Below are 25,008 nucleotides of genomic sequence, written 5' to 3'. Positions count from 1 at the left end.
ACGTGACGGCATTCCGAAGGAGGCGACCATGGCAACTGGCAAGAACATCCGCACCTATTTCGAAGGATCCTGGCATGACGGCGACGTGCCGATCATGCGCGCTGCGGATCATGGTGCCTGGCTGGGTTCCGGCGTTTTCGACGGGGCACGGTATTTCGACGGCATGACCCCCGACCTTGAGGCGCATTGTGCGCGCGTCAACCGTTCGGCCCAGGCGCTGATGGTCACACCCACCGTCTCGACCGAAGACATGGTCGAGATCGTGCGCGAGGGCCTGAAGACCTATGGCAAGGACAAGGCCGTCTACATCCGGCCGATGTACTGGGGTATCGACGGCGACATCACCGCGATTGTTCCCAATGCGGACACCACCGGTTTTGCGATCTGCTTGGAAGAGATCCCGATGGCACCCGCCACCGCCTCGGCAACGCTGACAACGACTCGGTTCCGCCGCCCCGTGCTGGAAGACGCGGTTGTCAATGCAAAGGCTGGCTGTCTCTACCCGAACAATGCCCGCATGCTGCAAGAGGCCCGGTCCAAGGGGTTTTCGAATGCTCTGGTCGCGGATGCCATGGGCAATGTCGCCGAAACCGCCACCGCCAACATCTTCATGGTCAAGGATGGTGAGGTGTTTACCCCCATCGCCAACGGGACCTTCCTCGCTGGCATCACACGGGCCCGGCACATGAAGAACCTGCGCGCGGATGGCTACAACGTGCACGAAACCGTGCTGACTTTCGCTGATTTCCATGCTGCCGATGAAGTCTTCATGTCCGGCAACATGAGCAAGGTGACACCCGTCACTGCGCTGGACGATACGCAGTATCAGGTTGGCCCTGTCGCCCGTCGCGCGCGCGAGCTCTATTGGGACTGGGCGAAAACAACCGCGTGACCGCGCTGACACTTGGCTTACGCCAGAACCTGCTGACACTGGCACTGGGCAGCTGCGGGGCCCTGATTGCAGCGTTGTTCCACATGCCGATGGCATTGTTGGCCGGACCGGCGATTGCGGTATCGCTCGCCGGTCTGTTTGGACTAAGCCCGCAGATCTCGCCCGTGCTGCGTGATGGCGGCTTTCTGATTGTCGGTCTCAGTATCGGCTCGATGGTCGGACCTGACAGCATCGACGCGATGCTACGCTGGCCGGTGGCCTTTGGCCTGCTCGCCGCGCTGACCCTGATAACCCCCTGGGCCGGGCGCTGGTTGATCCCACGCCTGCTGCCAATCGACCGGGACGAGGCCTTTCTGGCCTCGGCCCCCGGTCATCTGAGCCTAGTGGTGGCACTGGCCGACAGCCTGCACCTGTCCCTGACACGGCCGGTGGTGCTGGCCTCGATACGCCTGATGGCATTGACTTTGCTGGTTCCCCTGGCGGCCACTTTGGCCGGGATCGAGGTTGGGCTGGGATTGCCACAGGCGCAGATCGTTACCCCAGCCACCTGGATTCTCGGCCAATTTGTCGCGGCGCTAGTCTTGGCGCCCCTGTTGAAACGCGTGAAACTCCCCGCCCACGTGTTGATCGCCGGAATTGTGGTTGCTGCCACAACTCATTTGGGCGGCTGGACATCGGGTGGACTGCCCGGTTGGGCGTCACAAGCTGCCCTGATTCTGATGGGAAGCCTGATCGGAACCCGATTTGGCGGTATGGGCTGGTGCGACCTGCGCCGCAGCCTTGCGGCGGGTCTGGCCATTGTCGGGCTGGCCACCGGCCTTGCAGTCCTGGCGGCACTCCCTGCCACATTTCTTTCCGGCTTGCCGCTGCTGGATGTACTTCTGGGTTTTTCTCCCGGCGGTCTCGAAACGATGATCATCCTCGGCGTTGCCTTAGGTGCCGATCCCAGTTTTGTCGCAGCCGCGCATCTGTTTCGATTGTCGGTCCTTGCCGTGGTCCTGACCCTTTACGCCACGGACGTAGCCAGACGGGCAGCAGGGAAAAGCGATGGACAGCGTCAGACCCCTGAGGCAGATTGACCGGGATTGTGGAGGACCGACATGCGCAAGTTCCTAGTTGTACTGGATGACAGCCGCGAATGCTTGAACGCGATGCGGTTCGCAGCGATGCGCGCCGCCCATACAGGCGGCGGGGTTGCCATTCTGTCGATTATTCCGCCCGATGAGTTCAATCACTGGATCGGCGTTGGCGAAGTGATGCGCGAGGAGGCCCGCGAACGCATCCACGCGCATTTCGAAGTGTTTGCCAAATGGATGCGCGACAAGCAGGGCGTCGAGCCCGAACTGGTGATCCGCGAAGGCGAACCCGTCCCCGAGATCATCGCCCATATCCAGGAAGACCCGGAAATCGGTGTCCTCGTTTTGGGCGCAGGCACGGACAAGAAGGGCCCCGGCCCGCTTGTCTCGCAGATGAGCCGGTCGTCGGGCAGCCTGCCGATCCCGATCACCATCGTTCCCGGCGATCTGAGCAAGGAAAAGCTCGAAGCGATCACATAAAGGCCCAGCAATGGCCCGGCGTATCGTTTTCTGGTTCGATTTCGCGTCGACATATTCCTATCTATCGGCCATGCGGATCGAAGAGGCCGCGCAGCGGCATGGCTTAACTGTGGTGTGGGAGCCATTCCTGCTGGGGCCGATCTTTGCCGCGCAGGGATGGACAAGCTCGCCGTTCAACCTCTACCCGTCCAAAGGCCGCTACATGTGGCGGGACATGGAACGGCTTTGCGAAATGCGCGGCCTGCCCTTTGTCCGGCCGGATCCCTTTCCCCAAAATGGACTGGCGGCCGCGCGCCTGGCTTTGGTGTCCCGGGAACTGGACCGCATCGCGCCATTCGCCCGCGCTGTTTACTCGGCAGAGTTCGGACGAGGAAAAGACATATCCAACCCCGCGGTTCTGGCCGAGTGCTGGGAAACAGCCGGATTACCGCTGCACGCGATGGAGCAGGCCCGGGCAGAAGAGACCAAGAAAGCCCTGTTTGCTCAGGGGGAAAGAGCCATTCAAGCGGGTTTGTTTGGCGCCCCCAGCTTTGTCGTAAGCGAAGAGCTGTTCTGGGGTGACGACCGGCTTGACCAGGCAATTGCCCTGGCCACCACACTTTAGAACCGTTCCAAAGATTGACATTGGTGGGGTCTGGCCTCATATCTGACCAGAGAGATAAGGAATTCCGACCATGTTCATCCAGACCGAATCCACACCCAATCCGGCAACGCTGAAATTCCTGCCCGGACAGACCGTTCTGGACGCAGGCACCGCAGATTTCCCTTCGGCCGAGGCCGCTGAAAAATCGCCTCTGGCGGCGCGAATCTTTGCGGTGGATGGCGTGACCGGTGTGTTTTTCGGCAACGATTTCGTGACTGTCACCAAGTCTGACGCGGTTGCCTGGGACCATATCAAACCGGCAATCCTAGGCGCGGTGATGGAGCATTACCAGTCCGGCCAGCCCGTTATGGCAGCGAATGCACAAGCCGCTTCGGGCCATGCCGATCACAGCGGCGAGGATTCCGAGATCGTAAATCAGATCAAGGCCTTGCTTGACAGCCGGGTGCGCCCGGCAGTTGCCCAGGATGGCGGCGACATCACGTTCCACGGCTTTGACCGGGGCGTGGTCTATCTGCACATGCAAGGCGCCTGCGCCGGGTGCCCCTCGTCCACCCTGACACTGAAAATGGGGATCGAGAACCTTCTGCGCCACTACATACCCGAGGTGACCGAGGTGCGCCCCGTTGCCGTCTGAATCGGTCGTTCTGGCATTCGACACATCGGCCGCGCATTGCGCGGCCGCTTTGCTGGTGGGCGAGCGGATCGTTGTCGCACGGACCGAGGATATGGGCCGTGGACAGGCAGAACGCCTTTTCCCGTTGCTCGAAGAGATCCTGTCAGAGGCTGGCAAGACCTGGCGTGACCTGACCGCTATCGGCGTGGGTGTTGGCCCGGGAAACTTCACCGGCATCCGGATTTCCGTTTCGGCCGCGCGCGGCCTTGCTCTGGCCTTGGGTATCCCTGCAGTGGGGATTGACGGGTTCGATGCGCGAATTTCGGTGACACCGGCGGGACAGATCGTTGCAATCCCGGCGCCACGGGAACAGTACTACATCCGTCCCGAGGGGGCTGAACCCGCCCTGGTCTCTCACGCGGAAGCCGCCTTGTTGGGGCCGCTGCACACAGATGTCTCTGCACTCGACTTGATCCGGGCCATCGCGGTACTCGCCGCCTCTCGCGCCTGTGCAACCACCACCCCGCCCTCTCCGGTCTATGTCAGGCCGGCCGACGCCGCGCCGTCGCGCGACACGGCGCCCGTCTTGCTGGATCAATGACACCTGCTGATTTGGCCCTTGCCCATGCCCGGGCCTTTGACCAGTCGCGCCCCTGGACCGAGGGTGAGTTCGCCGACCTTTTGAACTGCGACCGCGTGCGTGTGATCGGAACAACCGACTGTTTCGCGGTGTTCCAGGTGGTCACGGACGAGACCGAGATGCTGACCATCGCCACGAAGCCGCAAAGACGCCGCCAAGGTCTGGCCAGCGCTTGTGTTCATGACTGGCTGTCCAGTGCCATCCGCATGGGCGCGACACGGGCCTTGCTGGAAGTTGCCGCCGACAATCCGGCGGCCATCGCGCTCTATGACCGATGCGGTTTCACCCCCTGCGGACGGCGCAAGGGTTACTACAGACGGCCAGACGGAGAAATGGTGGATGCGATCATGATGGAACGCGCTCTGCCCTGACGGCAATCACGAATTGCGGACCATGCGGTCAAAAAGCGGTTGACCCGCGCTATTGCAACCGGCCTTAATTATCGTCATCACAGCAGTTCTGCTCGCTATGAGCGGGGTGTCCGGATTTGTCCACCGCCCCGGAAAAATAACCAACGGGAGTACAAAATGACCCTCATGAAAACCCTGATGGGCGCCGCCGCAGCCGTCGCGCTGACAGCGGGCGCCGCGCTGGCCGAACCTGCCCTGATCTTTGATCTGGGCGGCAAGTTCGATAAATCCTTCAACGAAGCCGCCTTTAACGGTGCCAAGCGCTGGGCTGATGAAACCGGCGGCAGCTTCCGCGAGATCGAACTGCAATCCGAGGCCCAGCGCGAGCAGGCCCTGCGCCGCTTTGCCGAGGCAGGCGCGAACCCGGTGATCACCATGGGCTTTGCCATGGCCGATCCGCTGAGCGCCGTTGCCGCAGACTATCCCGACACCAAGTTTGTCGCGGTCGACGTCACCTGGCTTGACGCACCCAATATTCGTCAGATCGGCTTTGCCGAACACGAAGGCTCCTATCTGGTCGGCATGCTGGCCGCGATGGCCTCGAAATCGGGCACCGTGGGCTTTGTGGGTGGCATGGACATTCCGCTGATCCGTCATTTCGGCTGCGGCTATGCCCAGGGCGCCAAGGCCGTGAACCCCGATGTAAAGATCGTGGCCAACATGACCGGCACCACGCCTGCGGCCTGGAACGACCCAGTCAAGGGCTCGGAACTGACCAAGGCGCAGATCAGCCAGGGGGCTGACGTTGTCTATGCCGCCGCTGGCGGCACCGGTGTCGGCGTGCTGCAAACCGCCGCTGATGAAGGTATCCTGTCGATCGGCGTCGACAGCAACCAGAACCACCTGCATCCGGGCAAGGTGCTAACCTCGATGCTGAAGCGCGTGGACGTGGCCGTCTATGATGCGATGAAGGCGGGCGAGAACCTGGAAACCGGCGTGTTCAACATGGGCCTCGCCGAAGAAGGCGTCGGCTATGCGCTGGACGACAACAACGCGCCGCTGATCTCGGACGAGATGAAGGCTGCGGTCGACAAGGCACGTCAGGACATCATCGACGGCAACCTGAAGGTCGTCAGCTATTACGAGAATGACAGCTGCCCGGCTGTGAACTTCTGATCCTGAACGCGGGCCGGTCCGCCGGCCCGCACTCACCTGCCGCTTGTTTCCTCCGGCGGATCGTCTTCGCGATGACATCCGCTTTCGGACAGGCGCCTTTTCGGCCATCGAGGACAAGACATGACAGTCCCCGCCATCGAGCTCAAAGGGATATCCAAAGCCTTTGGGCCTGTGCAAGCGAACAAGGATATCTCGATCAGGGTTGCCCCCGGCACGATCCACGGGATCATCGGAGAAAACGGCGCTGGAAAATCCACGCTGATGAGCATCCTTTACGGCTTCTACAAGGCCGACAAGGGCGAGATCTGGATCAACGGCAAAAAGACCGAGATCCCCGATAGCCAGGCGGCCATTGCCGCCGGGATCGGCATGGTCTTCCAGCACTTCAAGCTGGTGCAGAATTTTACCGTTCTGGAAAACATCATCCTCGGAGCCGAAGACGGCGGCCTGCTGAAGCCTTCGCTGGCAAAGGCGCGCAAGACACTGGCCGAACTGGCAGCCGAATACGAGTTGAACGTGAACCCCGACGCAGTGATCGAAGAGATCGGCGTCGGCCAGCAGCAGCGGGTTGAAATCCTCAAGGCTTTGTACCGCCAAGCGGAAATCCTGATCCTGGACGAACCGACCGGCGTGTTGACCCCGGCCGAGGCAGATCAGCTGTTCCGCATCCTTCACCGGCTCAAGGATGAGGGAAAGACGATCATCCTGATCACCCACAAGCTGCGCGAGATCATGGAGGCAACCGATACCGTCAGCGTGATGCGGCGCGGCGAGATGACCGCCACCGTCAAGACGAGCGAGACCAGCCCCGAGCATCTTGCCGAGCTGATGGTGGGCCGCAAGGTGCTGCTGCGTGTCGATAAGGTGCCCGCCCAGCCCGGCAAACCGATCCTGGAGATCGAAAACCTGCGCGTGGTCGATGACAAGGGCGTCGAACGGGTCAAGGGCATCGACCTGACCGTGCGCGCGGGCGAAATCCTGGGCATTGCCGGTGTCGCGGGCAACGGGCAGTCGGAACTGCTCGAGGTGCTGGGCGGAATGCGTCCGGGCAGCGGTGCGATCCGGCTGAACGGCACCCCCCTGCCCTTGAGTGGCCCGGGATCCGACGCCCGCGCCCGCCGCGCCGCCCATGTGGCCCATGTCCCCGAAGACCGTCAGAGCGAGGGGTTGATCATGGAATTCCACGCCTGGGAAAACGTGGCATTTGGCTATCACCACGACCCGGCCTATCAGTCTGGCATTTTCATGAACAACGCCGCCCTGCGCGCCGATACCGCCCGCAAGATCGAGAAATTCGATGTCCGCCCCGCCGACGGGTGGCTCGCGGCCAAGAACTTCTCGGGCGGCAACCAGCAAAAGATCGTCGTGGCGCGCGAGATCGAGCGCAATCCCGACCTGTTGCTGGTCGGTCAGCCCACGCGTGGCGTCGATATCGGCGCCATCGAATTCATTCACAAGCAGATCGTCGCCCTGCGTGATCAGGGCAAGGCGGTGCTGCTGGTCTCGGTCGAGCTGGAGGAAATCTTTGGTCTCGCCGACCGGATCGCGGTGATGTTCGACGGCCATATCATGGGCGAACGCCTGCCGCATGAAACCAACGAAAAGGAACTGGGCCTCTTGATGGCCGGTGTCAACGGGGAGGCCGCCTGATGGACAAGATGCCCAAATGGGCCGATGTGGTGCTGATCCCGCTGATCAGCCTGATCCTGGCCGCGATCCTGTCGGCGTTGGTCATTCTCGGCATTGGCGAAGATCCGGTGGCCGCCGTCAAAATGATGGTATCGGGCGCGCTGGGATCGACCTATGGCTGGGGCTATACGCTTTATTACGCCACCAACTTCATGTTTACCGGTCTGGCCGTGGCCGTCGCCTTTCATGCTCGCCTTTTCAACATCGGCGGCGAGGGGCAGGCGATGCTCGGCGGCCTTGGCGTGGCTCTGGTCTGTCTCTACGTCCCCTGGCCCCACTGGACCATCGCGCTGCTGGCGGCCTGCGCGGCCTCGATGCTGTTTGGTGCGATCTGGGCGGCGATCCCGGCCTATCTGCAAGCCCGGCGGGGAAGCCATATCGTGATCACCACGATCATGTTCAACTTCATCGCCGCGGCCTTTCTCAACTATATGCTGGTCAACGTGATGCGCCCGGTGGGCTCCATGGACCCAGCGACCGCGCGGTTTAACGAGAGTGTCCATCTCCCGACCCTGCACGAGCTTTTGGCCCCGATCGGTATCAACTTTTCCAAGGCGGCCCCTGCCAACGTCTCTCTATTGGTTGCGGTTCTGGCCTGTGTCGTGGTCTGGGCGCTGATCTGGCGGACACGGCTTGGGTATGAGATCCGCGCATATGGCCATTCCGAGACCGGCGCGCTTTACGCTGGCATCTCGCCCTACAAGATCACCATGATCGCCATGCTGATCTCGGGCGCGCTGGCCGGCCTCATGGCCATCAACAATGTGATGGGAGAGGCCGAGCGGCTGGTACTGAACTCGACCGAGGGCGCCGGGTTCATCGGCATCGCCGTCGCCCTGATGGGGCGCAGCCACCCGTTTGGTGTGTTCCTGGCCGCGATCCTGTTCGGGTTTCTCTACCAGGGTGGCGCGGAACTGGCGCTGTGGACCAATATTCCGCGCGAGTTGATCGTCGTCATTCAGGCGCTGGTCATCCTGTTCACAGGGGCGCTCGACAACATGGTGCGGATGCCGCTTGAAAAGATCTTCCTGGCCCTTCGGAAAGGCAACGCGTGATGGACTTTCTGACGATCATCCAGGTTCTCGATTCCACCGTCCGCCTGGCCACGCCGCTGCTGCTGGCGTGCCTCGCGGGCCTGTTTTCGGAACGTGCCGGCATCTTTGACATCGGGCTCGAGGGCAAGATGCTGATGTCCGCCTTCTTTTCCGCAGCCGTCGCCGCCGTCACCGGCTCGGTCTGGTTGGGCCTTCTGGCAGGTATCGCGGCGTCGCTGGTGCTGGCCGGGCTGCATGGGCTCGCCTCGATCACCTTTCGCGGTAACCAGCTTATTTCCGGCGTCGCCATCAACTTCCTCGCCGCGGGCATGACCGTTCTGATCGCGCAGGACTGGTTTCAGCAGGGCGGCCGCACACCTTCTCTGATCGGGGGCGGCCGGTTTGGTCCGATTGACTGGCCGCTCAGCGAAACCCTGGCCGGTGTTCCCGTGGTCGGACCAGTCTATTCCGAGCTGTTGTCCGGTCACTCGATCCTTGTCTACATCGCCTTCCTGGCGGTTCCCGCGACCTGGTGGGTGTTGTTCCGCACCCGGTTCGGCCTGCGCCTGCGGGCTGTCGGCGAAAACCCTGCCGCGGTGGACACCGCGGGGGTTTCCGTTGTGGGCCTGCGCTATGCCGCCGTAATGATCTGTGGCGTGCTCTGCGGCATTGCGGGTGCCTATCTGGCCACGGCGCTCCAGGCTGGATTCGTCAAGGACATGACCGCCGGGCGAGGCTTTATCGCACTGGCGGCGCTGATCTTTGCCAAATGGCGGCCCTGGCATGCCATGTGGGCCTGTTTGCTGTTCGGCCTATTGCAGGCAATCGCCCTGCGGTTCCAGAACATCGACCTCGGCGGCGTTGTGATCCCGGTGCAGGTGATGGATGCGCTTCCCTATGTTCTGACCGTGGTCATCCTGGCCGGTTTCGTCGGCAAGGCGATTCCGCCCCGCGCAGGCGGCGAACCCTACGTGAAAGAGCGTTGATAGGGCCAGATCGACAGGTAATTTCAGTCCTGTTCGCTGCATGGCGGCATTCTTCGTTGATTTATGGGGGGCGAGCAGTTTAACAAAAAACATGCAGATATACCTCCCCATCGCCGAAGTGTCAGCGAACCCGGTCGTCTTGCTTGGGATCGGCGGGTTCGTGGGGGTATTGTCAGGCATGTTCGGCGTTGGTGGCGGCTTTCTGATCACGCCCATGCTGTTCATGATCGGTATCCCCCCCGCAATCGCCGTGGCAACATCGGCCAATCAGGTTGTGGCGTCTTCAATCTCAGGCGCTCTGGCGCATCTTCGAAAGCGGACAGTTGACCTGAAAATGGGCGGCGTATTGCTGCTGGGGGGGCTGTTCGGTGCGGCCGCAGGAATGGTCTTGTTCAATCTGATGAAAAGCCTGGGCCAGGTCGATCTGGCGGTCCAGCTTTGTTATGTCCTGTTTCTGGGTGTCATCGGCGGGCTGATGTTCATCGAAAGCATCAACGCGATACGCCGGTCGCGTGCCACGGTGCCGACCGCGCCATACAAACGCAGACAACGCGGTTGGGTCCAATCCCTGCCGCTGAAGGTGCGCTTTCGCACGTCGAACCTTTATATTTCCGCGATCCCGCCGGTTCTGGTGGGTTTTGGCGTCGGTGTCCTATCCGCGGTCATGGGGGTTGGCGGCGGCTTCATCATGGTCCCGGCGATGATCTACGTCCTGGGCATGCCCACCAAGGTGGTGATCGGCACCTCGCTGTTCCAGATCATCTTCGTTGCCGGGTTTACGGCAATGATGCATGCGACCACCAACTATTCTGTCGACATCGTGCTGGCCCTGTTTCTGCTGATCGGAGGGGTGCTGGGCGCGCAGTTGGGCACCCGCATCGGCGCCTATCTCAAGGCGGAACAACTTCGCGTTCTGCTGTCGCTCCTTGTACTGTCGGTATCAACCAAGATCGGGTTCGAATTGCTGCTCGAACCGGGTGACCATTTCAATCTTTCTGTTCCAGGCGGATTCTGAGCGTGCAGATATATCTCCCCATTGCCGAAGTTTCAGTAAATGCCTTTCTGCTTCTGGGCCTGGGTGGGATGGTCGGGATACTGTCGGGCATGTTCGGGGTCGGCGGCGGCTTTCTGATGACGCCGCTTTTGTTCTTTATCGGCATTCCTCCCGCAGTAGCCGTTGCCACCGAGGCCAACCAGATCGTCGCGTCCTCGTTTTCGGGCGTTCTGGCGCATTTCCGAAGGCGGACGGTTGACCTGAAAATGGGGACGATCCTGCTGATCGGGGGGCTGATCGGGGCCGCTCTGGGGCTTGTGTTGTTCAACCACCTCAAGAGCCTGGGTCAGGTCGATCTGCTGGTCAAGCTTTGCTACGTCGTCTTTCTGGGCGTCATTGGCGGGCTGATGTTCGTCGAAAGCCTGAACGCCATCCGCAAATCGCGCAGACCCGGCGGCGCCCCCCCGAAAAGACGGCAGCGCGGCTGGATTCATGCCATGCCGCTGAAGATGCGGTTTCGCACTTCGGGCCTCTATATCTCGGTCATTCCGCCACTAGCCGTCGGACTGCTGGTCGGTGTCCTATCGGCCATCATGGGCGTCGGGGGCGGGTTCATCATGGTCCCGGCAATGATCTACCTGCTTGGAATGCCGACCAAGGTCGTTGTCGGCACTTCGCTGTTCCAGATCATCTTTGTTACTGCGTTCACGACCATGCTGCACGCCACCACCAACTATACGGTGGATGTCGTTCTGGCCGTGCTGTTGCTGGTTGGCGGGGTTATCGGGGCGCAGATTGGCACAGTTATCGGCAGCAAGATGAAGGCGGAACAGCTGCGCATTCTTCTGGCGGGCCTGGTCCTGGCCGTCTGCGGAAAACTGGCCTTGGACCTTCTTCTGATGCCAAGCGAACTTTATTCGCTTGGCGCCGCCGGAGGACATTGAGATGCGCGTGCTCACCTCTCTGGCATTCCTGGCCGCGCTGATCGTCCCTGCGTCCACCCAGGCGACCGAAGAGCAGGTCGTTCTTGGCCTCAGCCGGGACCGCGTTGCCATCACAGCCAATTTCGACGGCTCCGACATCCTGATCTTTGGCGCGATCAAGCGAGAGACACCAATCCCGGACGGTGATCCCCTTCAGGTTATCGTCTCGGTCTCCGGGCCTTCGGCCCCCGTGCTCGTACGCCGCAAGGAAAAGAAGCTTGGGATCTGGGTGAATGCCGACAGCGTTCTGGTTGATTCAGCGCCCAGCTTTTATGCCGTGGCGACCAGCAGCCCGTTTCACGAGGCCATATCCGACACCGAGGACTTGCGCCACAAGATCTCGATCAAGCGGGCAATCCGCTCGGTCGGGGCTGACATGAACATCCAGAATGCCCAGGAATTCGCCGAAGCCGTAGTGCGTATCCGGGCGAACGAAAGGCTCTATTCCATACGGGAAAACACCGTGGCCGTGGACGAACAGACCTTGTTCCGGACCGAAATCGACATGCCCGCAAACCTGACCGAAGGCAATTATTCGGCCCGGATATTCCTGACGCGGGGCGGCAAGGTCGTGTCCACCTATCAAACCACGATCGACGTGCAAAAGGTCGGGCTGGAACGGTTCCTGTTCAACCTGTCGCGGCAGCAGCCCATTGTCTACGGGTTGATGTCACTGGCCATCGCAATCGCGGCGGGCTGGGGCGCCTCGGCTGCCTTCCGGGCACTACGCGGAACCTGATCCCGCGGGGCTCACCCCCGGCCTACATAGGCCATGGTCGTCGCCATCACCGTCATGAACAGAACGTTGGCATCGGCCGGCAGGCTGGCCATGTGCAGCACCGAGCGCGCGGCATCGGCAACACCCATTGTCGGATCCGGGTCGCGCCCCTGTTCCAGCGCAGTCTTGTTCAGGCCCGCGACCATCTCGGTCCGAGCGTTGCCTATGTCGATCTGACCCGCCGCAATTCCATATCCCCGACCGTCCAAGGAAAGACTGCGGGTCAGGCCGGTGATCGCATGTTTGGTCGCCGTATAGTGCACCGAGTTGGGCCGCGGCGCATGCGCGGCGATCGAACCGTTGTTGATGATCCGGCCGCCTTGAGGCTCTTGCCGCCGCATCCTGGCAAATGCCGCGCGTGCACACAAAAACATCCCGTTGAGATTGACGTTCACCGAACGGAACCAGTCCTCCAGTGCAATCTCGTCGATGGTTCCGCCCGGCGCAAAGATCCCGGCGTTGTTGAACAGGACATCCAGTCGCCCGGCCTGAGCGCAGAACCGGTCAAACGCCGCCTCAACGGCCTCTGGATCGGTGACATCCGCGACCAGGGGAATGGCCCGCTCGTGACCGTTGGCCAATACGTCCAACAGATCGCCGCGCCGCGCCAACACTCCGACCGTCCACCCCTCGGCCAGGAACAATTCGGCCGTTGTCCTGCCAATACCTGAACTGGCGCCGGTAATCAGAATGCTTCTCACAGCGTGATCTCCTCTTCCAATCTCAGGATGGGCGCCTCGGTCTGGCGCAGGTCATCCACCCGCAGCGGCTGCGTCGGTTTCGACAGCCGGTTGCGCACCACCCAGATCAACCGTTCCTGTGCCCGGGTGATCGCCACATAGGCGAGACGTTTCCACAAGGGCTGCCCAGCCTCAACCCGACCGGCGCGGGCGGCGGCAAAGATATCCGGGGCAAAAACCTGAACCGTATCCCATTGCGACCCTTGCGCCTTGTGTATGGTAACGGCCGCACCATGCAGAAACGTGGCCCCCATGCGGGCAGCAAAGGGGATAAAGGGTTCTTCCTCGTCGGGTTTTTCGATCTTGACGATAGACGCCGCCGACACCTGAGGATCCTCAGCGCCCATCACATGCAGGCGCGAGAACCCCGGTTTGCGCCCCGGCCCGAGATAGATCACCTGCGCGCCCTTGATCAGCCCGCGCGCCTCAAGATCCAGCCGCTTCTTGCGGTGCTTCAGCGGCAGCTCAATTCCATCGCAGATCAGCGGCTCGCCTTCCATCAGCTCTTGCTCGGGGGCGCCATAGACCGTTCGAAAGGCATTGATCAGACGAATGCGCGTCGCGTTGCGCCAGACCAGAACCGGACTGCGGGCCATCAGATCGACTTCGACCCTTTGTCCCCAGACAACACGCTCGTCCTGGCGGGCCTTCTCCTCGACCATATGCTCAAAGGTCTCGAAATCGACCTGCGGATCCGCCAGCGCATGGGCAAGGTCCAGGATCGGGCTATCCGCTTCCTGCCGGTGAATACGGCTCAGGTTCAGCTTTCGGGGTTCGGGCAACTGGTCAAACACCATCGAACCCGACTGGTTCACCGGCGCCAACTGTGCCGGATCCCCAAACAGGATCAATGTCGGGAAAATCTCTTTTAAGTCCTCGAACTGCCGGTCATCCAGCATCGACGCCTCGTCGATGAACCCGATGTCCAACGGCTCATCTCGCCGCTTCCACCCGGTAATGAAGTCAGACCCCCGCAGCCCAGCGGCCGCAAGCGCGCCGGGAATCGAACTGTTGCGGGCATAAAACGCGGCCGCCCGGTCGAGCGACTCTTCACTCAGACCCTCCACCTCGGGGCGCTCGCCATTTCCGGCCAGCCATTCGGCGATCCGCTCGTAGTCGGGGTCGTAGACCGGGGTATAGAGAATTCGGTGAATCGTGGTTGCCGGAACTCCACGCAGACGCAGCACGCTGGCGGCCTTGTTGGTGGGCGCCAGTATCGCAAGCGTGCGCCGGTCCTTGCTCTTGCGGCCTTCGTAGTCTCCGGACACGACCTGCACGCCAGCCTGCGCCAAAGCCTTGCACAGCTCGGCCAGCAGCATCGTTTTTCCCGACCCCGCCTTGCCGATGACAGCCATCACGCCCGTTGCACCGCCTTCCGGAGGGCGCAACAGAGCATCATCATCCAGGTCGACGCCCGCCGCTTGGAGCAGCTCGGCGATAGCGTCATAGGCACTGGCCTGGTCGTCGGAATAGGTGACCGCGTTCATTGTCATGGCGCGACCCTACAGGCGAGGGGCGCGCCACACCAGTACCGTCCGAAAGCAACGTCAGGATTACGCCGTCCGCTGTTTCCGGCGCTGCCGATCCGTCCCAAACGCCGCATTGAACCACATGCGCGACAGCTCACGCGATACACCCGCGCGCGCCGCCACACGCTCGCAATCCGCCGGAGAATAGGGCCACAAACCGACATAGACCCGATTGCGGCCCTCGCCCTCGCTGCCCAGCACCTCGGGCGAGGATCCGATCAGACGGTAGATGCGGATCATTCGGTCGTCGAACACGCCGGCAATATGGGTCAATCCGAACCCTTCCATCACCTCGCCACCACTCAGCATGATCGCGCCCGCGACAACCGAACTGGCCCGACGTGATAAGCAGAACCGTGTCACCTCCCAGATCAGCGGGCTGCAAATCGGGCTGCCTCCGGTCAAGTGGCCAAACACATCGTTGATCATCACCGGTCCCGTCGTCGGCAGAAACCGCATGGACCCGCCGTGGCTGCCATCCGGTTCTTCCCAGATCACGTAGAGCGGGTTCAGATCGTCGTATTGATCGCGCTCTTCTCCGGCCTCGTTGATATTGACATCCCAGCCTAACCGGGTCTTGAACTGATCGGCGCGGTCCAGAAACATCGACCTCGCCAGCTTGGGAAACCGGTGCAACTCGTCCGCATACAAATACCGCAGCATATCTTTGTCCCCTTGCCGTCCGATATGGAACAAAAGGGGTACATGCGATTGGTTAATATCTGGTCAGCAAACCGTTCACCAAGTTAGACCACGATCAACCCTCGACTCATCGCCGTCGCTATCGCATGAGTTGTGTTCAAGGCGCCGAGCTTGAACCGTGCGCTCTCTATGTAAACGCGCAAGGTATGTTCAGAAATCGACAGGGAATGCGCGACCTGGGCCCGATTGTACCCCAACGCCAACAGGGTCATCGCATCCACTTCCCTGGGGGAAAGGGTACGCGAAAACTCCGGCTGACGGTTGGCTTCGAACTCCAGCGCTTTGCGGTTGAAGTAATGCGCGATCAGGATCAGGTCGCGGGAATAGGTCGCTGTAAAGTCAGCCCAGGTCTCATCATCACAAGAGTTGTTAACGGTAAAAAGGGCGAACTGCCCGTTCGGCCCACGGATCGGGATCGAAAAGCCCTGGTTGCCGACCCCATGTTCCATCGCGTCCTTCAGAAACGCTTTGGCCGCCTTGCCGGACCAGTCCAACCGCTTCCAGTCGACCGGGTGAAACCTTTGGAAACAGCCAAGAATTACCGGATCAATCCGATGGTAGTTTTGGGCCAGATAGCGATCCACCCATGATTGCGGATAGGTTGTGCACCCGTATTGATCGCCGGCACTGTCCACCCAGTGATAGACGATGTGATTGATACCAAGTGTATCTCGCAACCTCCTGTTGGTCTGCTCTAGCCCGTCAAGCGCGCTGGCAGCGTCCAGTTCCTCCAAGATAGGTTCCAAATCGACCTTTCCGCCCATTTGCAAGCGCCAGCGCCTCTTCGTGCTTGGACGCGATTTCGGCAGCGGCAATCAGCTTGGTGTCGTCAAGCTGTTCTGCAAGCGCGTTCAGACCATTCGCCATCGCGAAAGATTTGAGGTCCGATAGTACGTCCAGGATCCATTCATTCTGTTGCACCAGACTCTCCCCGAAATGATTAACGAAGCGTTAACTCAACTATAGCATGTGCTGCTTCCGTTAAGAAATTCACTGGTTTCCACTCCCCAAAAATAGCGAGGCAGGTGTTTGCAAGCCTCTGAAACCGCAAAGCTTGGGCAGAAAATGAAAAAGCCCGCGATCCACAGACGTGATTCGCGGGCCATCCTGTCGGCGTATTCCGTGTGCGGCGTCAGCCGCGAGAGTCGAGGACCTCTTCCAAAGTCCGCAGGCCGGTGCGCGGCGACTGGACCAGAACCGACATGTTGCCGGGTTTGTGCTCGTTGCGCATCATCTTCATATGCGCCTCGGGCAGGTCGGCCCAGGTGAACACCTCGGACATGCACGGATCAAGCCGGCGCTCCAGCATCAGCCGGTTAGCGGCGGCCGCCTGCTTGAGGTGGGCAAAGTGCGAACCCTGCAAACGCTTCTGGTGCATCCACATGTAACGCACGTCAAAGGTACAGTTGAACCCGCTGGTCCCGGCGCAGATCACCACCATGCCGCCCTTTTTCACCACCAGCGACGACACGGGGAAGGTCGCCTCGCCCGGGTGTTCAAAGACCATGTCGACACTCACACCCTTGCCGGTGATGTCCCAGATCGCCTTGCCGAACTTGCGCGCCTCTTTCAGCCACTCGGCATATTCCGGCGTGTTGACGGTCGGCAGCTGACCCCAGCATTTGAAGTCCTTGCGGTTGATCACGCCCTTGGCGCCCAACCCCATGACGAAATCGCGCTTGTCCTCGTCCGAGATCACGCCGATCGCATTCGCGCCTGCGGTATTGATCAGCTGGATCGCATAAGAGCCTAGACCGCCAGATGCGCCCCAGACCAGAACGTTCTGACCCGGTTGCAGGTCATGCGGCGGGTGGCCAAACAGCATCCGGTAGGCGGTGGCGAGCGTCAGCGTGTAGCAGGCGCTTTCTTCCCAGGTCAGGTGCTTGGGGCGCGGCATCAGCTGCTGCGCCTGCACGCGGGTGAACTGGGCAAACGACCCGTCGGGGGTCTCATAGCCCCAAATCCGCTGGCTGGGCGAATACATCGGATCGCCGCCGTTGCATTCCTCATCGTCGCCATCATCCTGGTTGCAATGGATCACAACCTCGTCGCCGACTTTCCAGCGCTTGACCTTGTCGCCCACGGCCCAGACGATGCCCGAGGCATCGGAACCGGCAATATGATAGGGTTGCTTGTGGCCGTCAAAGGGGCTGATGGGTTTGCCCAAGGCTGCCCAGACGCCGTTATAGTTGACGCCTGCGGCCATCACCAGCACCAGAACGTCATGGCTGTCGAGCACCGGGATATCCACGACTTCCTGCTGCATCGCGGTATTGGGTTCGCCGTGCCGTTCCTTGCGGATCGCCCAAGCGTACATCTTCTTGGGAACAAACCCCAGCGGGGGGATTTCACCCATTTCATAGAGGTCTTTCTCGGGCGCCTCGTAGGACGCGATGCCGCTGTCGGTATCCAAAGCCATCTCGGCCTCCTTTATCAAGTCATTGCCGCAATGCAGAATCGCGGCCCTGAGGATGAAGTACTAACGGACGCGCAACATTGCAACAGCATTTGCGCCATTTTTGTAATTTTATGACCCAGCAATTGCAGAAAGTTCCTTCGCGTACGCAGCATTCCCATCCATGAGATGCGCAATCGAGGCCGCGTAGTACGTCAAAAGCTCCTGTCGCTCGGTCCCCGGCCCGAAACGCCCGTCCCGCTCCACCACGATCCGCCGGTCGACCAGCAGGCGCAGCCCCACTTCAATGGCATAGTGGCGGTCGTCACGCGGCAAATGGATATGGGCATTCGGAAGCCGCGCCAGAACCTGGTCAAACGCCGAAGCCAGCGCGCTGCGGGTCATTGGCCCGCTCTGCTGAACAAGCCAGGCGACCATGGGCACAGGCAAGACTGGCACAACTGCGCCAATGCGCAGCATTAGCTCCCGCGCCAAAGGCACGGTGATATCGCCTTCCTTGTCTTGGCGAAACGCACTCAGGGAAAGCGGGGCTCCAAAACTCACCGCCGCATAGCCGAACCGATGGAACCGTCCGGTCAGCTTGCGCCAGAACTGTTTCAGCGCCCATATCGAGATGACCCCAATCCGCGCCCGGAACCGCCGCTCACCGCTGTTTGCCGCAGCGGTCAGGATCGTGTCCTCTAGCACCCGGTCATAGTTTAGTGAAACCGGCACAAACACCACGTCAGGCCCAGCAGCCTCGGCGCCGTCCACGATGTACTTCAACAGGCCGAGCTTGGGGCGGCCAAGCCCTCCGCTCAGGCTCAACCCGCCCTCCGGAAACATCGCCTGTGTCACACCGGCCTTGGTCGCGTGACGGACATAGGTGGCCAGCACCTTGCGATAGAGATCGCTGCGCGATCTGCGCCGAATGAAATAGGCTCCCATCGCCCGGATCAGGCGGCTCAATGGCCAGACCCGGGCCCATTCCCCCACCGCGTAACTCAGCGCCGACTGGTCAGCCGCGAGGTAGGTCACCAGCACGTAATCCATATTGCTGCGATGGTTCATCACAAAGACCACCGTCGCGTTTGGGTCGATCGCTTTCAGCGCCTCGGCGTCCAGATGGCCCAACCGCACTCGGTAAAACGAGTTTGACAGGAACCGGGCAAGGCGGATCGCGAAACTGAAATAGGCAAACGCGGAAAAGCCGGGGACGATCTCGCGCGCGTACTTGCGGGCCTGTTCAAAGGCGACCGCCTCGGGAATGCCCTCTTCCTGAGCGTGGGCCTGAACCGCGCGAGCAACCTCGGGGTCATAGATCAACCGCTGGATCATGTCGTGCCGCCGCGCCAGTTTGAACGGCTGAATCGGCCGCGCCAATCGCGTGTTCAGCCGAGTGACCGCGCGCTCCAACCGGCGACGGAAAAACCATCGCACCGACGGGAACAGGAAATGCGACGCAAAAGTGACCGCTGCGAACAGCACGATCAGCGCAAACAGCCAAAGCGGAAGCTCAACAGTCTCGGTCATATGCGCACCCTGCCACCAAACTGCCTGTCTCACAATCGCCTGACACTTCCCACTTTTGCCGCGACGCAGCGAATTGACATGTCTCAAAAATTACGATTTAGAACCTCTCAGAGTAATTTTATTGCCGCTCCAGAATCAAGGATGTCACTCATGTCGCAGACGCAGAAAGACAGTCAGACCGCAAGCGCCGAGCGCAAAGCCGATCGTCCCTGGCTGATCCGGACCTATGCGGGACATTCGACCGCCCTGAAATCCAACGCGCTCTACCGGTCGAACCTGGCGAAGGGGCAAACCGGCCTTTCCGTGGCTTTCGACCTGCCGACCCAGACCGGTTACGACAGCGACCACGTACTGGCGCGCGGCGAAGTGGGCAAGGTCGGTGTTCCGGTCTGTCATCTGGGCGACATGCGGGTTCTCTTCGACCAGATCCCGCTGGAGCAGATGAACACCTCGATGACGATCAACGCCACCGCCCCCTGGCTCCTGGCGCTCTACATCGCCGTGGCCGAGGAGCAGGGCGCCGACATCGCGAAACTGCAAGGCACCGTCCAGAACGACCTGATCAAGGAATACCTCAGCCGCGGCACCTATATCTGCCCGCCAAAACCTTCGCTCAAGATGATCGCGGATGTGGCCGAATACTGCTACACCAACGTACCCAAATGGAACCCGATGAACGTGTGTTCCTATCACCTGCAAGAGGCGGGCGCGACACCGGAACAGGAACTGGCCTATGCGCTGGCCACCGCCATCGCCGTGCTGGACGAGTTGAAACCGCGTGTCCCGGCCGAGGATTTCCCGGCGCTCTGCGGCCGTATCTCCTTCTTTGTGAACGCAGGCATCCGTTTTGTCACCGAGATGTGCAAGATGCGCGCCTTTGTCGATCTCTGGGACGAAATCCTCGAAACCCGTTACGGCATCGCCGACCAGAAATTCCGCCGCTTCCGCTATGGCGTGCAGGTCAACAGCCTGGGCCTGACCGAGCAGCAGCCAGAAAACAACGTCTATCGCATCCTGATCGAGATGCTGGCCGTGACCCTGTCGAAAAAAGCCCGCGCCCGTGCCGTGCAGTTGCCCGCCTGGAACGAGGCGCTTGGCCTGCCCCGCCCCTGGGACCAGCAGTGGTCGATGCGGATGCAGCAGATCCTGGCCTATGAAACCGATCTTCTGGAATATGGCGACCTGTTCGACGGCAACCCGGTCGTGGATGCTAAGGTCGAAGAGTTGAAGGCAGGCGCCCGTGCCGAACTGGCCAACCTGGACTCTATGGGTGGCGCAGTCGCGTCGATCGAATACATGAAATCCCGACTGGTCGACTCTAATGCCGAGCGCCTGAACCGGATCGAGCGCAACGAAACCGTAGTTGTAGGTGTCAACCGCTGGACCGAAGGCGAACCTTCGCCCCTGCAAACCGAGGATGGCGGCATCATGGTCGTCGATCCCACGGTCGAGCAGGAACAGATCGCGCGGCTCGATACCTGGCGCCGCGACCGGGACGACGTGGTCGTGCAGAAGGCGCTAGCAGCGCTGCGCGAGGCCGCCCAAACTGGATCCAACGTGATGGCGCCGTCCATCGCGGCCGCCAAGGCGGGTGTCACGACTGGCGAATGGGCCGAAGAAATGCGCAAGGCCTATGGCACCTATCGCGGCCCAACCGGTGTCTCCGGCTCGGTCTCGAACAAGACCGAAGGGCTCGACACTATCCGCGCCGAGGTCGATGGGGTTAGCGACCGCCTCGGCCGGCGCTTGAAGTTCCTTGTCGGCAAACCGGGTCTCGATGGCCACTCGAACGGTGCGGAACAGATTGCTTTCCGCGCCCGCGATTGCGGCATGGATATCAGCTATGACGGCATCCGCCTGACACCTGAGGAAATCGTCAGCGCGGCGCAAAATCAGAATGCCCATGTGGTTGGCCTTTCGATCCTGTCTGGTAGCCACCTGCCTCTGGTTCAGGATGTAATGGACGGCATGCAAAAAGCTGGACTGGGTCATATCCCTGTACTTGTGGGCGGCATTATTCCTGATGATGACGCCCGGAAACTGAAAGCGATGGGTGTTGCGAAAGTCTATACGCCGAAGGATTTCGAATTAAATTCGATAATGATGGATATCGTGACGCTGGTCGGATCAAACGACATCGCGGCAGAGTAATTTCTAAGGTTCCCTGTAAATTGATGCTGTAATGCGTCTTAAATTGTGTTTAACGTGACGCTAATAACGTTGCGTTATTAGCGCTAAAAACACAAAAACGGAGACCAGGATGGGAATCGATCTTACCGGAATGTCGCGAAAGGACTTAGTAGCACTTCGGTCAAAGTTGGATGCTGCTATTAAAGAAGCCGAAAACAAAGAACGGCAGGAAGCCCTGAAAGCTGCTGAAAGAGCTGCGGCTGAATTTGGCTTTTCTCTCTCTGAGTTAGCCAGCGAACCGCGCAAATCGACTAAGGGCACCAAGGCAACAGCGAAGTACCGTAACCCTGCAGACCCGGAGCAGACCTGGTCGGGCCGCGGTCGGAAACCGCAGTGGATTCACGACGCTCTTCATGCCGGCGCAGATATTTCCGACCTGGAAATCTAAATTGGAAACCGCCACTAAATGACAATTCACATTGGCGCTGAAAAAGAAGACATCGCTGAAACGGTGTTGCTTCCAGGTGATCCATTTCGGGCTAAATGGGCTGCCGAGACTTTTCTGACCGATGTTAAACTGGTCAACCAAGTGCGCGGAATGCTCGGTTTTACCGGCTTATGGAACGGGAACCGTGTAACATTTCACGGGTCCGGTATGGGAATGCCGTCGCTTTCGATTTATGTCAACGAGTTGATTCGCGACTACGGCGCTCGGACCCTGATCCGCATCGGTTCATGCGGCGGTATGCAGAACAGCGTGGCGGTTCGCGATGTGATCCTGGCAATGACAGCCTCGACCCTCAGCACCCCGTCACGCGGGATATTCCGCGACTTGAACTATGCACCTTGCGCGGATTGGTCTTTGCTCAACGCCGCGGCCAAAGCGGCCGAAAAACGCGGGGTGAAAACTCATGTCGGCGGGATCTATTCGTCCGATGTGTTCTACGACGAGCGGCCCGACCTCAATGAACAGATGGTTCGGCACGGCATTCTCGGCGTCGAAATGGAAGCAGCCGAACTCTATATCCTGGCAGCCCGTCACAAATGCCGTGCCTTGGCGGTTCTGACCGTTTCCGATCATCTGCTCACGGGCGAGGCGCTCCCCAGCGCCGACCGCGAGACCAGCTTTGGAGACATGGTCGAAATCGCGCTGAACGCGGCTTTCCCGTCCTGACATCCAACAGACCGGGCGCGGCCCACAGGCCGCGCCCACCTGTCAGCGTCCGTGGCTTCGGTCATAGGCGTTGACCGGCGGACTCGACCAGCCGCCCAACGCGCCTTGTACCGGCGAAAAGATCTCCACCAGCAAGGGATGGCAGGCGGCCGTATCTGACGAGTGTTCGGACGAACAATCGCCCCCAGGGCAGGCGCTCAGATTACCCAGCAGGTCGATCTCGGCAAAGAACTCCAGGAAATCGCCCGGCCGCACCGGCGATGCCTTCATGAAGTACTGCCCGGTATCGCGGGTGAAGCCAGTGCACATAAAGACGTTCAACACGTCATGCACCAGCATTTCCGCCTCGCCCAGTGGCAGGCCGGTATGGCTGGCCAGGGACCGCGTCAGGTTCGAATGACAGCAATGGTGATAATGCCCCCCGGCCAGCAGATTGCCGGTATAGGGATCACACCGGGTGCCGATAACATCGTGAACCGAGCCGCCATATGGGTCGATCCCGTACCAGCCCAGCGTATCCTCAATAATGGTCGCCATTGGGCGCAGATAGGGCAAGTTCGACCACAGCCGCTCACCGGTCGTAACATGTGTCCCGTGCAAGGCGCGCGTTTTGCCCGAAAAGAACCGCTCTTTCAGGTCATGCAGGTTGTGAAGGTTCAAGTCTCCCACCTGCGGTCCCTCGACCGAACTGATACGAAAGAACTGCCCTGCCTTTACCTCGAAACACCGGCCCTCGCGCGGCGGAACCAGGACCTCCCCGACTTTCCCGGCCGTTGCCCGCGCAGAACGGTACAACCCCAGATCGGGCACGGGTAGCGTATCGGTGGGATAGCAGATCACCGGCGAAATCGCGCGGCGGGCTTCGGCGTCAGGGGGCGCTTGGGTCATGGGGGTCACCTGTCAGTTGTTCCCCCATAAAGCCGCCGCGCAGTCGGCGACGCAAGGCCGTCGCCGACTTGGAGCCTTCAGATCGTGACAACGTCAAGCGGCGGGAAGCCGTTGAAACCGACGCTGGCATAGGTCGAAGTATAGGCGCCGCAATTGCGGATCACGATCCGGTCACCCACGCGCAGGCCCAAGGGCAAATGCACCGGCTTCTTTTCGTAGAGCACATCGGCGCTGTCGCACGACGGACCGGCCAGAATGCAGGGACCGGTTGCCTCGTGCTCACGCTCGGTCAGGAACTGATAGCGGATCGCCTCGTCCATGGTTTCGGCCAGACCCGAGAACTTGCCGATGTTCAGATAGACCCAGCGATGCAGATCGTTGGTGGATTTGCGCGACACCAGCAATACCTCGGCGGCAATCGCACCCGCTTCGGCCACCATGCCCCGGCCTGGCTCGGCCATAACATGGGAGACATCGCCGAATCGAACGCGCATCAGGCGGATCACCTCGGCGGCATACAGCTCGGGCGCATCCACTTCCTGACCGTAGAACGCCGGAAAGCCACCACCGATGTTCAGCAGGCTCAGACGATGGCCAGCCTCATGGGCCGCATGCCACACGGCGGCGACCTGATCAAGTACCGGCACCCACATCTGGGCGCGGCGGGTTTGCGAACCGACGTGGAACGACAGGCCAACCGGTTTCAGCCCGGCGGTACGGGCATAGTCGAGCACCGCAATCGCCTTGTCAGGCGCACAGCCAAACTTGCGGCTCAGCGGCCAGTCGGCCTCGCAGGCTTCGACGATCATCCGGATATATACCTGCGCACCCGGTGCATGCGCAGCGATCTTGTCCAGCTCATCCTCGGCATCCGCGGCAGAAAGCGTTACCCCAACTGCGTGCGCCCAGGCGATATCGGTCGGTTTCTTGACCGTGTTGCCAAAGGAAATCCGCTCTGCCGAAGCACCGGCGGCAAGGCACAGCTCGATCTCGGCGCGCGAGGCGGCATCGAAATTGCTGCCCAGCCCAACCAGCGTTTCAAGGATCTCGGGAAGCGGATTGGCCTTGACCGCATAATGGATGCGCGCGCGGCCCAAGCCCTGCGCCAGAGCGGCGAACTGGCGGGCGACAGCCTCGGTGTCGATCACAAGGGTCGGCCGATCGAAACGGTTGGTCAGGGCAATAGCTTCGGCGCGGGACAGAGTCGCGCCTTCGCGGGCCAACAGCCCGGTTGCGAGAGCGTTCATGGTCATCTTCAACAAGCACGGCTAAGCCGTGAGGCAAAGGTGGAGACGTTACCTTCGCTGCGTAACCATAGGGTGCGTCCCTTACGACAGAGGCGCGTGCGTTGGCGTCTTAGAACCGCATATCGGGCCATCTTTGAGTCGTTTCAAAAAAATTCTCATCTCGCCGAAATTTTTTCACCGACCCCGTTTCAGTGTTTGAACGCAACAGGTTGGGAACTTATCCACAGGGCCGTTGATACGTCGGCCGCAATATGCACAAGCCCATTCACCGGCATCGCGATCCAATCGCCACCGGCAGTTTCGGGTCAGGGTCGTTGTACGCGCGCGCCACAGGAAGTAGCCAAGAACCCCTAGCGCCAGAATGAGAAGAAGGAC

The 25,008-nt window shown here is 60.7% G+C and carries 26 protein-coding genes; 17 read left to right on the top strand and 9 right to left on the bottom strand.

The window, feature by feature from the left end:
• Positions 1 to 28: 28 nt before the first annotated feature.
• From OEZ49_RS02635 to OEZ49_RS02570, 14 genes are all read left to right on the top strand, one after another.
• On the top strand, positions 29 to 892 hold the full coding sequence (locus OEZ49_RS02635) for a branched-chain amino acid aminotransferase (RefSeq protein ID WP_263386872.1): 864 nt from the start codon (positions 29 to 31) through the stop codon (positions 890 to 892).
• The gene (locus OEZ49_RS02630; RefSeq protein WP_263386871.1) at positions 889 to 1,971 is read left to right on the top strand and encodes an AbrB family transcriptional regulator; all 1,083 of its coding nucleotides are present in this window, start codon (positions 889 to 891) and stop codon (positions 1,969 to 1,971) included. The genes OEZ49_RS02635 and OEZ49_RS02630 overlap by 4 nt, the downstream gene beginning before the upstream one ends.
• A 21-nt stretch (positions 1,972 to 1,992) precedes the next feature.
• Positions 1,993 to 2,448, top strand: coding sequence for a universal stress protein (locus OEZ49_RS02625; RefSeq protein ID WP_164129107.1), 456 nt, complete (start codon positions 1,993 to 1,995; stop codon positions 2,446 to 2,448).
• A 10-nt stretch (positions 2,449 to 2,458) separates the two neighbouring features.
• Positions 2,459 to 3,052 carry a 2-hydroxychromene-2-carboxylate isomerase gene (locus tag OEZ49_RS02620; protein ID WP_263386870.1) on the top strand — a complete coding sequence of 198 codons (594 nt, stop codon included), beginning with the start codon at positions 2,459 to 2,461 and terminating at the stop codon, positions 3,050 to 3,052.
• Between the two features lie 70 nt (positions 3,053 to 3,122).
• A complete protein-coding gene (locus tag OEZ49_RS02615; protein WP_263386869.1) occupies positions 3,123 to 3,686 on the top strand; it encodes a NifU family protein in 564 nt (187 codons plus the stop codon).
• The gene (gene tsaB, locus OEZ49_RS02610) at positions 3,676 to 4,266 is read left to right on the top strand and encodes a tRNA (adenosine(37)-N6)-threonylcarbamoyltransferase complex dimerization subunit type 1 TsaB (RefSeq protein WP_263386868.1); all 591 of its coding nucleotides are present in this window, start codon (positions 3,676 to 3,678) and stop codon (positions 4,264 to 4,266) included. The genes OEZ49_RS02615 and tsaB overlap by 11 nt, the downstream gene beginning before the upstream one ends.
• Positions 4,263 to 4,676, top strand: coding sequence for a GNAT family N-acetyltransferase (locus OEZ49_RS02605; protein WP_263386867.1), 414 nt, complete (start codon positions 4,263 to 4,265; stop codon positions 4,674 to 4,676). The genes tsaB and OEZ49_RS02605 overlap by 4 nt, the downstream gene beginning before the upstream one ends.
• Positions 4,677 to 4,832: 156 nt before the next feature.
• Entirely contained in the window at positions 4,833 to 5,831 is a 999-nt protein-coding gene (locus OEZ49_RS02600) for a BMP family lipoprotein (protein WP_263386866.1), read from the top strand.
• Between the two features lie 120 nt (positions 5,832 to 5,951).
• Entirely contained in the window at positions 5,952 to 7,481 is a 1,530-nt protein-coding gene (locus OEZ49_RS02595; protein WP_263386865.1) for an ABC transporter ATP-binding protein, read from the top strand.
• Complete coding sequence (locus OEZ49_RS02590) at positions 7,481 to 8,575, top strand: ABC transporter permease (protein WP_263386864.1); 1,095 nt, start codon at positions 7,481 to 7,483, stop codon at positions 8,573 to 8,575. Before OEZ49_RS02595 ends, OEZ49_RS02590 begins: the two co-directional genes overlap by 1 nt.
• On the top strand, positions 8,575 to 9,540 hold the full coding sequence (locus OEZ49_RS02585) for an ABC transporter permease (RefSeq protein ID WP_164129115.1): 966 nt from the start codon (positions 8,575 to 8,577) through the stop codon (positions 9,538 to 9,540). Before OEZ49_RS02590 ends, OEZ49_RS02585 begins: the two co-directional genes overlap by 1 nt.
• 91 nt (positions 9,541 to 9,631) lie before the next feature.
• Positions 9,632 to 10,555, top strand: a complete 924-nt coding sequence (locus OEZ49_RS02580) for a sulfite exporter TauE/SafE family protein (RefSeq protein ID WP_263386863.1) — start codon at positions 9,632 to 9,634, stop codon at positions 10,553 to 10,555.
• 2 nt (positions 10,556 to 10,557) lie between these two features.
• Positions 10,558 to 11,478 carry a sulfite exporter TauE/SafE family protein gene (locus tag OEZ49_RS02575; RefSeq protein WP_263386862.1) on the top strand — a complete coding sequence of 307 codons (921 nt, stop codon included), beginning with the start codon at positions 10,558 to 10,560 and terminating at the stop codon, positions 11,476 to 11,478.
• A 1-nt stretch (position 11,479) separates the two neighbouring features.
• On the top strand, positions 11,480 to 12,256 hold the full coding sequence (locus OEZ49_RS02570) for a TIGR02186 family protein (RefSeq protein ID WP_164129118.1): 777 nt from the start codon (positions 11,480 to 11,482) through the stop codon (positions 12,254 to 12,256).
• Positions 12,257 to 12,267: 11 nt separating this feature from the next.
• On the opposite strand, the gene OEZ49_RS02565 is transcribed toward OEZ49_RS02570, so the two are convergent.
• From OEZ49_RS02565 to OEZ49_RS02535, 7 genes are all read right to left on the bottom strand, one after another.
• Positions 12,268 to 12,996, bottom strand: coding sequence for an SDR family oxidoreductase (locus OEZ49_RS02565; protein ID WP_263386861.1), 729 nt, complete (start codon positions 12,994 to 12,996; stop codon positions 12,268 to 12,270).
• Positions 12,993 to 14,528, bottom strand: a complete 1,536-nt coding sequence (locus OEZ49_RS02560) for an ATP-dependent DNA helicase (RefSeq protein ID WP_263386860.1) — start codon at positions 14,526 to 14,528, stop codon at positions 12,993 to 12,995. Before OEZ49_RS02560 ends, OEZ49_RS02565 begins: the two co-directional genes overlap by 4 nt.
• Before the next feature lie 60 nt (positions 14,529 to 14,588).
• Complete coding sequence (locus tag OEZ49_RS02555) at positions 14,589 to 15,227, bottom strand: acyl-homoserine-lactone synthase (RefSeq protein WP_263386859.1); 639 nt, start codon at positions 15,225 to 15,227, stop codon at positions 14,589 to 14,591.
• Positions 15,228 to 15,310: 83 nt separating this feature from the next.
• Positions 15,311 to 16,030 (bottom strand): helix-turn-helix transcriptional regulator, encoded by a 720-nt coding sequence (locus OEZ49_RS02550; protein ID WP_263386858.1) that lies wholly within the window; start codon positions 16,028 to 16,030, stop codon positions 15,311 to 15,313.
• Entirely contained in the window at positions 15,969 to 16,187 is a 219-nt protein-coding gene (locus OEZ49_RS02545; protein WP_263386857.1) for a hypothetical protein, read from the bottom strand. Before OEZ49_RS02545 ends, OEZ49_RS02550 begins: the two co-directional genes overlap by 62 nt.
• Before the next feature lie 211 nt (positions 16,188 to 16,398).
• A complete protein-coding gene (gene ccrA / locus OEZ49_RS02540; RefSeq protein WP_263386856.1) occupies positions 16,399 to 17,685 on the bottom strand; it encodes a crotonyl-CoA carboxylase/reductase in 1,287 nt (428 codons plus the stop codon).
• Between the two features lie 108 nt (positions 17,686 to 17,793).
• Complete coding sequence (locus tag OEZ49_RS02535) at positions 17,794 to 19,194, bottom strand: 1-acyl-sn-glycerol-3-phosphate acyltransferase (RefSeq protein WP_263386855.1); 1,401 nt, start codon at positions 19,192 to 19,194, stop codon at positions 17,794 to 17,796.
• A 150-nt stretch (positions 19,195 to 19,344) separates the two neighbouring features.
• Between OEZ49_RS02535 and OEZ49_RS02530 the strand changes: the two genes are divergently transcribed.
• From OEZ49_RS02530 to deoD, 3 genes are all read left to right on the top strand, one after another.
• Positions 19,345 to 21,345: a protein meaA gene (locus tag OEZ49_RS02530; RefSeq protein WP_263386854.1), complete on the top strand. Its 2,001-nt coding sequence runs from the start codon at positions 19,345 to 19,347 to the stop codon at positions 21,343 to 21,345.
• 109 nt (positions 21,346 to 21,454) lie between these two features.
• Complete coding sequence (locus OEZ49_RS02525) at positions 21,455 to 21,772, top strand: H-NS histone family protein (protein WP_263386853.1); 318 nt, start codon at positions 21,455 to 21,457, stop codon at positions 21,770 to 21,772.
• An 18-nt stretch (positions 21,773 to 21,790) separates the two neighbouring features.
• The gene (deoD, locus tag OEZ49_RS02520; protein ID WP_263386852.1) at positions 21,791 to 22,498 is read left to right on the top strand and encodes a purine-nucleoside phosphorylase; all 708 of its coding nucleotides are present in this window, start codon (positions 21,791 to 21,793) and stop codon (positions 22,496 to 22,498) included.
• A 42-nt stretch (positions 22,499 to 22,540) separates the two neighbouring features.
• On the opposite strand, the gene OEZ49_RS02515 is transcribed toward deoD, so the two are convergent.
• The gene (locus OEZ49_RS02515; RefSeq protein WP_263386851.1) at positions 22,541 to 23,386 is read right to left on the bottom strand and encodes an urea carboxylase-associated family protein; all 846 of its coding nucleotides are present in this window, start codon (positions 23,384 to 23,386) and stop codon (positions 22,541 to 22,543) included.
• A gap of 77 nt (positions 23,387 to 23,463) precedes the next feature.
• Complete coding sequence (locus OEZ49_RS02510; protein WP_263386850.1) at positions 23,464 to 24,633, bottom strand: type III PLP-dependent enzyme; 1,170 nt, start codon at positions 24,631 to 24,633, stop codon at positions 23,464 to 23,466.
• Between the last annotated feature and the right edge of the window lie 375 nt (positions 24,634 to 25,008).

The sequence above is a fragment of the Ruegeria marisflavi genome (assembly GCF_025673445.1).
Lineage (GTDB): Bacteria > Pseudomonadota > Alphaproteobacteria > Rhodobacterales > Rhodobacteraceae > Ruegeria_B > Ruegeria_B marisflavi.
Note: the sequence above shows the minus strand (reverse complement) of the source record. Positions and strands in the feature narration are given on the sequence as shown.